We start from the raw sequence: 11,488 nt of genomic DNA on the forward strand, positions 1-11,488 counted from the left end.
TCTTAAAGATTATGCGTTTCCTTTTGCTTTTTTGATAACTGCTTCTGAAATATTAGAAGGTGTTTCAGCGTAGTGTGAAAATTCCATTGTAGATGTTGCACGACCTGAAGATAAAGTTCTTAAAGTTGTTACATATCCAAACATTTCAGACAATGGCACATCAGCTTTAATTGTTTTAGCACCATTTCTATCACCCATATCATTTACTTGACCTCTACGACGGTTAATATCACCTACGATATCCCCCATGTTTTCTTCTGGTGTAATAACCTCCATTTTCATAATTGGCTCAAGAATAATAGCACCTGCCGCCTTAGCAACTTCTCTATAACCCATTCTTGCTGCCAATTCAAAAGAAAGCGCATCAGAATCCACTGGATGGAAAGATCCGTCTAATAAAGTAACTTTCAAACTATCTACTTGATAACCAGCCAAAGGCCCTGTTTTCATAGCTTCTCTGAAACCTTTTTCTACAGAAGGAATATATTCTTTAGGAACGTTACCACCTTTCACTTCATTAATAAACTGCAATCCAACCGGAACTTTACCATCCACTTCATCAGCAGGCTCAACTCTAAATACGATATCACCGAATTTACCGCGACCTCCAGATTGTTTTTTGTAAGTTTCTCTGTGTTGAGCAGATTTTGTAAAAGCTTCTTTGTATTCAACTTGAGGCTCACCTTGGTTTACTTCAACTTTGAATTCACGTTTCATACGATCAACCAAGATATCCAAGTGAAGCTCACCCATACCTGAGATAATAGTTTGCCCTGAAGCCTCATCTGTTCTAACTGTAAAAGTTGGATCTTCTTCAGCTAATTTAGCTAAAGCCATACCCATTTTATCAACATCAGCTTTAGTTTTAGGCTCAATAGCAATACCAATTACTGGTGCAGGGAATTTCATTGACTCAAGAATGATCGGGTGTTTTTCATCACACAATGTATCTCCAGTTTTAATATCTTTAAATCCAACAGCCGCTCCAATATCTCCAGCCTCAATATATTCGATTGGATTTTGTTTGTTAGCGTGCATTTGGTAGATACGAGAAATTCTTTCTTTGTTTCCAGAACGAGTATTCAATACATAAGAACCAGCATCAAGTCTTCCTGAATAAGCACGGAAAAAAGCCAAACGACCAACGAATGGATCTGTAGCAATCTTAAATGCCAAAGCAGCGAATGGCTCTTTTACATCTGGTCTACGCAAAATTTGAGTTTGATCCTCTTCTAATAATTCAGCATCATCTGGATGAATTCCAGAAATACCTTCTTTATCCAAAGGAGATGGCAAGTATTTACATACTGCATCCAACATAAATTGAACACCTTTGTTTTTGAAAGAAGAACCAGCAATCATAGGAATGATCGCCATATCCATAGTAGCAGCTCTTAAAGCCGTATTGATTTCTTCCTCAGTAATTGAGCTTTCATCTTCCATGAATTTTTCTAACAAATTCTCATCATAATCAGCAACTGCCTCAATAAGAATCGATCTGTATTCTTTCACTTCATCAACCATATCCGCAGGGATATCGATAATATCGAAAGTAGCACCTTGAGTAGCATCATGCCAAACAATTGCTTGATTTTTAACCAAATCAACCACACCTTTGAAATCATTTTCTTCACCAATTGGCAAAGTGATTGCAACTGCATTTGATTTCAACATATCCCTAACTTGTTGACATACATTCAAAAAGTTAGAACCTTGTCTATCCATTTTATTAACGAATCCCATACGTGGCACACGGTATTGATCAGCTAATCTCCAGTTTGTTTCTGATTGAGGCTCAACACCATCAACAGCACTAAATAAGAACACCAATCCATCCAATACACGTAAAGAACGGTTTACCTCTACCGTAAAGTCAACGTGACCAGGAGTATCGATAATGTTAAAGTGGTAAGGTTTTGATTCAGGTAAAAGTTTACCTTGCACAGTTGGAAAATTCCATTCACAAGTTGTAGCAGCAGAAGTAATAGTAATACCTCTCTCTTGCTCTTGCGCCATCCAGTCCATTGTTGCAGCACCATCGTGTACTTCACCAATTTTGTGTGATTTTCCAGTATAGAATAAAATACGCTCAGTTGTTGTTGTTTTACCAGCATCAATGTGAGCAGCAATTCCTATATTTCTTGTATATTTAAGATCTCTAGCCATTTCTTTAAGAATTAAAATCTAAAGTGAGAGAAAGCCTTATTAGCTTCTGCCATTTTGTGAGTATCCATTCTTTTCTTCACAGCAGCTCCTTCTTCTTTAGCAGCAGCTAAACATTCTGAAGCCAATCTTTGAGCCATAGATTTTTCGTTTCTTCTTCTTGAATAAAGAATCAACCATTTCATAGCCATAGATATTTTTCTGTCCGGTCTAATTTGCATTGGAATTTGGAATGTAGCTCCACCTACTCTACGACTACGTACTTCTACGTGAGGCATAACATTTGTTAAAGCATCTTTCCAGATTTCTAATGAAGTTTTTTCTGAATCTTGCTTTTTAGTCTCAATGATGTCAATAGCATCATAAAAAACTTTAAAAGCTGTTGATTTCTTACCATCCCACATTAAGTTGTTCACAAAACGTGTTACCAATTGATCATTAAACCTTGGATCTGGTAAAAGTGGTCTTTTCTTTGCCGCTCTTTTTCTCATGTCTTTTTTTTAATAAAATTTCACACCTATACAGTCACGATCAATCGCAACTCTACAAGAATAACGTTTTAAATTACTTTTTTGCTTCTTTTGGTCGTTTTGCTCCGTACTTAGATCTTCTTTGCGTTCTTCCTGCTACTCCTGACGTATCAAGCGCACCACGAACGATGTGATATCTTACTCCTGGCAAATCTTTTACCCTTCCACCCCTAACTAATACTATCGAGTGTTCTTGTAAATTGTGTCCTTCTCCAGGGATGTAAGCATTCACTTCATTACCATTTGTCAAACGTACACGCGCTACTTTACGCATTGCAGAGTTTGGTTTTTTTGGCGTTGTAGTGTAAACACGCGTACAAACCCCTCTTCTTTGAGGACAAGAATCTAAAGCAACCGATTTACTCTTCTTAGTTATCTGAGTTCTTCCTGTTCTTACTAATTGTTGAATTGTTGGCATAATTAATACTAAAAATTTCTTATTATATTAAATTCCCGCTTTTTACGGGGTTGCAAATGTATAAATTATTTTTCACTTTACAAATCATAATTCATTAATTTTCACAATAGGTAAATATTTACTTCTAAACAAAATAGCAGATACAAATTAAAAAAGCACACAACTCATTTTCTAATAAAATTATTCTACATAATGTTTTTCATCCCAAACAATAGATATTTGCATTACTTTTAATAAAAAACAAAAAATTGAAAACCAAAACCCTTCATATTCTCATTTTTCTTTTTAGCACCATCTCATGGTCTCAAGATTTTCATTTAAAAATAATAGGAAGCACTAATACGGAAACTAAAATAATAGATTCTGTAGGCTACACGCCTAAACATCAAAATACAAAATCAATAAGCGAAGAAATAAATCAGTTCTCAAAAAAATTATCCCAAAACGGATTTATCGAAAACCAAATCATAGAAACCATCAAAATAAACGACTCAAATTATTTAACAAAATTCGATCTCAAAAACAAGATAAAATCCATACATATATATATAGGTAAAAAAAACACCCTAAACTCACTAAACATTTTTAACGAAACAAAAGACTCCCTTATCCTTCCATATACACAAGTAGAATCTTTTTTAAAACTAACCATTCAAAAATTAGAGAAAAACGGCTATGCCTTTGCAAAACTAAAACTTACAAATATTCAAAAAAAAGATAATATTCTAACCGCAAACCTAGAACTTACAACAGGCAACAAAAGACAGTTGAATGATATAGTTATAAAATACACCGATGAGCATCAAAAAAACTTATTCCCAAAAAGCATTCTAAAACAAATCAACAAAAAATACACAAAAAGAACATTCAACCAAGAAACCGTAAATGAAATAAATAAAGATTTTGAAAACTTTAGCTTTATCACTCAAATAAAATATCCTGAAATATTATTTACCAAAGACACTACAAAAGTTTACATCTATTTAGAAAAAAGAAAAACCAACACATTTGACGGCTTCTTAGGATTTAACAACACAGAAAACAACAAAACAAAATTAAATGGCTATTTAGACGTCACTCTACAAAATGCATTGAGAAGCGGAGAACAATTATCCATATATTGGAAAAATGACGGAAATGAACAAAAAATTTTCAATGCAAAAATAGACCTCCCCTATTTATTCAACAGCCCAATCGGACTTAAAGCACATATAAATATTTTCAAACAAGACAGCACTTACCAGAATACTAAAACTGAAATCAATCTCGGCTATCTGATCACAATCAACAAACGGATTTATATAGGATATCAATCAACTGAATCTAGCGACATACAAAACTCAAACAACTCAAGACTAAAAGACTATAACAATTCATTTCTAACTTCAAATATAGAATTCATCAAAAGCGATTACAATAATGAAATATCCCCAATAAAATCCTACTTAACATTAAGCTTAGGCACAGGAAAAAGAACAACCAACGAGACTATAAACACCAAAACACAGAAACAATATTTAACAAGTTTTAACATAATGAACAATTTTTATTTTAGTAAGAAAAATTACCTGAATATAAAAATTCAAAATTACTACCTAAAAAGCACAACATATTTAACAAATGAACTATATCGTTTTGGAGGCATAAACTCAGTAAGAGGATTTTCTGAAAATAGCTTACAAGCAAATTTCATGACGGCAATAACAACAGAATTTCGCTATCTAATCTCTCCGAATTTCCAAATAAATTCCATACTAGACTATGGCTATTATCAAGATCAATCTGCTATATTAAACAAAAACAAAATCAATAAATTATTAGGCATAGGAATAGGAATAGCTGTCAACACCAAAAAAGGCATATTAAAACTTGCGCTAGCCAACGGTAGTACTGGAAGTCAAGAAATAAAATTTTATAACACATTCGCAAATATTAGTTATAATGTTAAATTTTAGCTTAAGTCAAAAAAATAGTTTTTATTATTAGGAAAGTTAACAAATTATTATGATTTTTGTCCAACTAATTCAAAATAATTAAAAATGAAACTAAAGTTCAATGGATTCTTAGTACTCCTAGTAGTACTTGTGGCGCAACTTACTTTTGCGCAAGAGAGATCTGTTTCAGGAATTGTTTCCGACAACGCAGGAATGCCTTTACCAGGTGTAAGTGTCTTGATTAAAGGAACAAAGAATGGAACTCAATCAGATTTTGATGGTAAGTATACCATTAAAGCAGCACCAAGTGACATTTTGGTGTTTAGTTATGTAGGTATGAAATCTACAGAAAAAAGCGCAAGCTCTGCAACAGTAAATGCAAAACTTTCAAGTGATGCAACACAATTAGAAAGTGTAGTTGTAACAACTGCTTTAGGTATCAAAAGAGAGAAAAAAGCTCTTGGTTACTCTGCACAACAAGTAACAGCAGAACAAGTAAGTACCGTTCCTACTGGAAATTTCGTAAATAACTTATCAGGAAAAGTTGCTGGTCTTAGTGTAACTCAAGGTACAAACTTTGGAGGATCTACAAACGTAGTTCTTAGAGGTTTTAAATCACTTTTGGGAGATAACCAAGCTATGTTTGTAGTTGATGGAGTGCCTATTTTGAACAGTAACGTGAATAGTGCTGATCAAAAAAGTGGTAGAGGTGGTTATGACTACGGAAATGCTGCATCAGATATCAACCCAAATAACATTGCAGAAATTAACGTATTGAAAGGTGCTGCAGCAACAGCTCTTTATGGATCAAGAGCACAAAATGGTGCAATCATCATTACAACCAAAAAAGGAAAAGCAAGAAATGATTTATCTGTAGAATTTTCTTCTTCTTACACTATGTCAACTATTGACAAAGAAACATTCCCTAAATACCAATCTGAATATGGAGAAGGATATGTTGGAGAGGCTAGCTGGGGAGATTATCAAGGATCTAAAATGGCTTCAACTGGTGATGACGCATCTTATGGACCTAAATACACAGGCGAGGATGTTTGGCAATATGATGCTTTTATTCCTGGTTCAGCTAATTTTGGTAAAAAAACTCCATGGGTAGCTGCTAAAAATGGCCCTATTGAGTTTTTCAAAACAGGTACATCAACTGTAAATAACATTGCTTTAAGTGGAGGTTCAGACAAAGCTACTTACAGATTAACTTATGCTAATACAAATAGCACAGACATATTACCAAATTCTTTGTTAAGCAAAAACAACTTTAATGCTACAGCTTCTTATAAGTTCAATGATAAGTTAAGCTCAACATTCAATGCAACTTATGTTTCACAAAACACAAGAAACAGAAACTCAACAGGATACGGCGGGAATCAGCTTGCTGGTTTCAGACAATGGTGGCCTACAAACGTAGATATCAAAGATCAAGAGCTTTATTACAATATGGGGCAACAAAACTATACTTGGAACATAAATGGTCCAGATGATTTAACACCTGCCTTTTGGGATAATCCATATTTCCAAAGATATCAAAATTACAACAATGATAGCAGAAAGAGATTTGCTGGTAGCGCAAGTATTAGTTATGACGTAACTAAAAGCATCAACTTAACAGGTAGAATTGGAACAGATGGATTTGATATGAAAACTGAAAGCAGAATAGCTGTTGGTTCTTATCCTAATGCAATCGGATCAAATCCTAACCTTGCAAATCAACCTCCTCAACCTTCAGGTTATGCTTTAGACATTTATAATTTTAGCGAACAAAATTATGACTTCTTGGCAACATACAAAAAAGATCTAGCTGAAGACTTAAATCTTAATTTTATATTAGGAACCAACTTCAACGTACAGAGCAACTTTACCGAGCAACAAACAACATCAGGAGGATTATACATTCCTGGATTATACACAATATCAAATTCAAAATCTGCACCTACCCTACCTAGAACAGTGAGTACAAGAAAAGAAGTTTTTGGTACATTTGCACAAGCAACTTTAGGATACAAAGGAACTTATTATCTTGAAGGATCGGTAAGAAGAGATGAGTCATCTGCATTACCAGAAAACAATAACGCATACTGGTATTCTGCAATATCTGGAAGTGTTGTTTTCTCGAATTGGTTGAAAGATGTTGAGTTCATCAATTTTGGTAAATTCAGAGCAGCTTATGCTCAAGTAGGTTCTGATACTCAGGCAAACTTATTACAAAACACTTATAACGCCCAAACACCTTTTGGCACACCTGTTTATTCTTACAACACTACAGCAAAAAATTCAAATTTAAAACCACAACGATTAGACAATGTCGAGTTGGGTGCTAACATGCAATTTGCAAATAACAGAATTGGATTTGATGTAGCTTGGTTCCAAAACAAAGCATTTGATCAAATTTTACCATTACCAGTATCAACAGCTACAGGATCATCATTCAATAATATCAATGCAGGTACATTAACTACAAAAGGATTTGAAGTTACATTGAATTTAACTCCTGTTAAAACTGCTAATTTCTCTTGGGACATTAATGTAAACTGGTCTAATCCTAATACTAAAGTAACTGAATTAGCTCCAGGTATTGAAAACATAAATATTAACTCACTTCAGGGTGGTATTAGTATTAATGCTCCTCTTAATAGAGATTACGGTACAATCTGGGGAACAACGTTTGTACGTGATGCTTCAGGTAATAAAGTTATCGGGTCAAATGGTGCCTATTTAGTATCAACTACTACTGACAATGAGTTAGGATCATATCAAGCAGATTGGACAGGTGGATTAAACAATAAATTCACTTATAAAAACGTATCTTTAAGCTTCTTATTAGATATGAAGAAAGGTGGAAGTGTATTTTCACTTGATCAATACTACGGATACGGAACAGGTATATATGAAAATTCAGTTGGAAATAATGACTTAGGAAATCCTATAAGAAACACTATAGCAAACGGTGGTGGTGTTATTTTAGATGGTGTAATGGCAAACCCTGCATACACACCTGCAAATGGACAACCTCAATACATAACTAACACAACTAGATTAAACAAATCTCGTTCAAGCCAAGTTTTAGGAACAGACCCTCCTGCTGCAGAATTTGTTTATGATGCTGGATTTGTAAAATTAAGAGAAGTAGCTATAACTTATAATTTCCCAACTAGCTTATTAGGAACCTCAATAAAAGGAGCTTCATTTAGCGTAATAGGAAACAACCTATGGATAATTGACAAAAGTCTACCTTATTCTGACCCAGAAGCAGGGTTATCTTCTGGTAACACTCAAGGATACCAATCAGGTCCTATGCCGACTGCAAGAAATATTTCTTTTAACGTCAAACTTAATTTCTAAAAAAAATGAAAATAAACAAAATCATAACAATCCTAACAATTGGTCTCTCCATGACGGCCTGTGTTAGTGAAGATATAAACACGGATCCAAATAGTGCCTATACTACCGCTCCTGGATCACTTATTAATTACTCTCAAAAAGAATTAAGTGATTACCTTAACACACCTAATGTAAATGAAAATAACTTTAGGTTGACGATGCAGTATTGGCAAGAAACTATCTATGTAAACGAAAGCAATTATGACTTTACTAATAGAAATGTTTCTAATCAGATTTATAGAGACAATTATGTAAATGTGCTAAACAACTTAGGTAAGGCTAAAGAGATAATTAATAAGTACGTACCTACTGTAACTGAAGCTGAAGGGTGGCCAACAAATAAGAAAAATCAGTTGGCTATTATAGACATCATGCAAGTCTATACATATCAAATGTTGGTAGATACATTCGGTAACGTACCATATACTCAAGGAGCCAATCTTGTTGCTTATCCATTACCAGCATATGATGATGCAGCTACTATTTATCAAGATTTAATCAAGAGAATTGATGCTGATGTAGCAAACCTAGATGTTGACGCAACTGGCTTCCCTAGTTTTGACGAAGGTGATAAATTCTATAGTGGTGATATCTCAAAATGGATTGTATTCGCAAACTCTATAAAATTAAAGCTTGGAATTACAATAGCGGATTCACACCCTGCTTTAGCACAATCAACAGTTACTTCTGCAATAGCAGCTGGTGTAATGACCTCTCCTGCTGACAATTGCCAATTCAACTACCGTGAAGAATCACCAAATTTCAACCCTTTGTATGAAAATTTATCTACAAGAAATGATTTTATTGGAGGAAAAACATTAGTTGACGCCATGAATGCATCTAGTGACCCAAGAATTGGTAAGTATTACACTAAAGTTGGCGGAGTATATAAAGGTCAAGTAATTGGTCAGCCAGGAAGCTTTAGGCTTTTTTCTCACATAGCTTCATTTGCTTACACTCCTACTACTCCTGGAGTTATATTAAACTATACTGAGGTTGCTTTTTATTTAGCTGAAGCTGATGCACGTTGGAATACAGCATCTGCACCAGCATCTTATGATAATGCTGTTACTACTTCTATCCAAGAATGGGGCGGTACAGCAGCAGACGCTACAACATATCTTGCAACACACCCATATGACGCAATTAATTGGAAAAAATCAATTGGAGAACAAGCTTGGGTAGCTATGTTTAATCAAGGTATAACTTCTTGGACTTTTTGGAGAAGATTAGACTATCCAGTATTATTGGCTCCTCCAACTGCAATTAGTAATGCGGGCGGTAAAGTTCCAGTAAGAATGACATACCCTGTTCTTGAACAACAAGTTAATAACTCAAACTGGAAAGCTGCATCAACAGCAATCGGTGGAGATTTACTAACAACAAAACTTTTCTGGGATAAATTCTAATTTATACTACAAAGTAGCTCTAAAGCCACTCTATTCATTTAGAGTGGCTTTTTTTATAAAAACATAATATCTATATTTGCCACATGGAAAAAGAACATCAAATATTTGGGATTAGAGCAATAATTGAAGCTATACAAGCTGGTGCGACAGTAGATAAAGTTTATATTCAAAAAGACGCAGGAAGCGAACTAATGAAGGACTTAATGAAAGTGATGAAACGTGGCAATATCAATTTTTCATATGTTCCCATAGAAAAACTAAACAGACTTACACCAAATAACCATCAAGGAGCCGTAGCTACCGTCTCTCCTATTTCGTTTTACGATTTAGAAACCTTGATAGAAACTGTAATTGAAAACGGCAAAAAACCGTTGTTTTTAATTTTAGATCAAATTTCTGATGCTAGAAATTTTGGCGCAATTATCCGAACAGCTGAATGTACCGGTGTCAATGGAATTATAATTCAAAAAGCAGGTTCTGCACCAGTAAATGGTGACACAGTAAAAACTTCGGCAGGTGCAGTATTTAACATTCCTATTTGCAAAGTGGAACACATCAAAGATGCTATCTTTCTTTTACAAGCAAGTGGTATAAAAACTGTTGCCGCAACAGAAAAAACAGATCAAAATATTTATGATATTACTTTGAAGGATCCAGTAGCTATCATTATGGGATCTGAAGATCGCGGGGTAAACCCATCAGTACTAAAAATAGTAGATGAAAAAGCAAAACTACCTATGTTTGGATCAATAGGATCATTAAATGTTTCTGTAGCTTGTGGCGCTTTTTTATACGAAGCAGTTAGACAAAGAAGATAAAGAAAATAAAGAAGTGTAATCACAAAATCTTTTTCAGAATTACAATTCAAATCACATTCTTTAAATAAAAACAGAAATGAATCAAGACCTCGGTTTTGATTCATTTTTTTTTACAAGCAATAAAAACACCTAAGATTCGCAAACTAATATACCTACATCTAATCCATCATATATTAATTAACAAACCCTAACCTTCTGCTTAGGGATCAAAAAACAAACATTTCAAAATAAAAATTACATTCTTCTATCGAAATTTAGCCTATTCAAATAAATTCTTCGCAACTAAAAAATTTTGGAAAAAAATCATCTATTATAGGTCATCTTTTAACCAATCAAAAGAAATTATCCACTTTAAAAACTGAACCTCAATTTAATCTAAACTAACAACAAACACCGCTTGGTTGACAACCTCTCCTAAATTAGGCTCTATGTTATCAAAACCCAAATAAAATCACCTATTGAGATATCCCAAAAAAAATAAAAATTCAATACTTTATAATCATCTCCACTAAATTCCATAAATAGTTAAGAACTCTATTAAACAAAAACATTTTTATAACGGCATATCGAAACAAAATCATAAAATGTCAAAAAAAAAGTACTAAAAAATATAGACTTAAAATAAAATATATTTTTCAAAAAAAATAACACAAATAAATACTACTACAAAATGATAATTTAGTATCATAAATAAATAAATAAAAAACTATACAAAAAAAAAATACAAGAAACACAAAAGCGCAAACTACTGACTAACAAGTAGTTAATTAATAAACAAGTTGTCATAAGAAATATCAAAAAAAACACATGCTAATATAATCAC

Annotated in this window: 7 protein-coding genes; 4 read left to right on the forward strand and 3 right to left on the reverse strand. The window is 33.6% G+C overall.

The annotated features are described in order from the left end of the window. Nucleotides 1-9: 9 nt before the first annotated feature. The 3 genes from fusA to rpsL all read right to left on the reverse strand — a co-directional run bounded on the left by fusA (nucleotide 10) and on the right by rpsL (nucleotide 3,111). Nucleotides 10-2,166 (reverse strand): elongation factor G, encoded by a 2,157-nt coding sequence (fusA, locus tag OZP08_RS00205; protein WP_281322700.1) that lies wholly within the window; start codon nucleotides 2,164-2,166, stop codon nucleotides 10-12. 11 nt (nucleotides 2,167-2,177) lie between these two features. Further along, nucleotides 2,178-2,654 (reverse strand): 30S ribosomal protein S7, encoded by a 477-nt coding sequence (gene rpsG, locus OZP08_RS00210; protein ID WP_056200545.1) that lies wholly within the window; start codon nucleotides 2,652-2,654, stop codon nucleotides 2,178-2,180. A gap of 73 nt (nucleotides 2,655-2,727) precedes the next feature. Then, nucleotides 2,728-3,111: a 30S ribosomal protein S12 gene (gene rpsL, locus OZP08_RS00215; RefSeq protein ID WP_007136570.1), complete on the reverse strand. Its 384-nt coding sequence runs from the start codon at nucleotides 3,109-3,111 to the stop codon at nucleotides 2,728-2,730. 248 nt (nucleotides 3,112-3,359) lie between these two features. Between rpsL and OZP08_RS00220 the strand changes: the two genes are divergently transcribed. The 4 genes from OZP08_RS00220 (at nucleotide 3,360) to rlmB (ending at nucleotide 10,665) form a co-directional block, all read left to right on the forward strand. Continuing rightward, nucleotides 3,360-5,066, forward strand: coding sequence for a BamA/TamA family outer membrane protein (locus OZP08_RS00220; protein WP_281322701.1), 1,707 nt, complete (start codon nucleotides 3,360-3,362; stop codon nucleotides 5,064-5,066). 84 nt (nucleotides 5,067-5,150) lie between these two features. Beyond that, on the forward strand, nucleotides 5,151-8,399 hold the full coding sequence (locus OZP08_RS00225; RefSeq protein ID WP_281322702.1) for a SusC/RagA family TonB-linked outer membrane protein: 3,249 nt from the start codon (nucleotides 5,151-5,153) through the stop codon (nucleotides 8,397-8,399). A gap of 5 nt (nucleotides 8,400-8,404) precedes the next feature. Beyond that, on the forward strand, nucleotides 8,405-9,847 hold the full coding sequence (locus tag OZP08_RS00230; RefSeq protein WP_281322703.1) for a SusD/RagB family nutrient-binding outer membrane lipoprotein: 1,443 nt from the start codon (nucleotides 8,405-8,407) through the stop codon (nucleotides 9,845-9,847). An 83-nt stretch (nucleotides 9,848-9,930) separates the two neighbouring features. Then, the gene (gene rlmB, locus OZP08_RS00235; protein ID WP_268847748.1) at nucleotides 9,931-10,665 is read left to right on the forward strand and encodes a 23S rRNA (guanosine(2251)-2'-O)-methyltransferase RlmB; all 735 of its coding nucleotides are present in this window, start codon (nucleotides 9,931-9,933) and stop codon (nucleotides 10,663-10,665) included. The last annotated feature ends 823 nt before the right edge of the window (nucleotides 10,666-11,488 follow it).

Origin of the sequence: Flavobacterium aestivum (assembly GCF_026870175.2) — a bacterium.
In the GTDB taxonomy this organism is placed as follows: Bacteria; Bacteroidota; Bacteroidia; order Flavobacteriales; family Flavobacteriaceae; genus Flavobacterium; species Flavobacterium aestivum.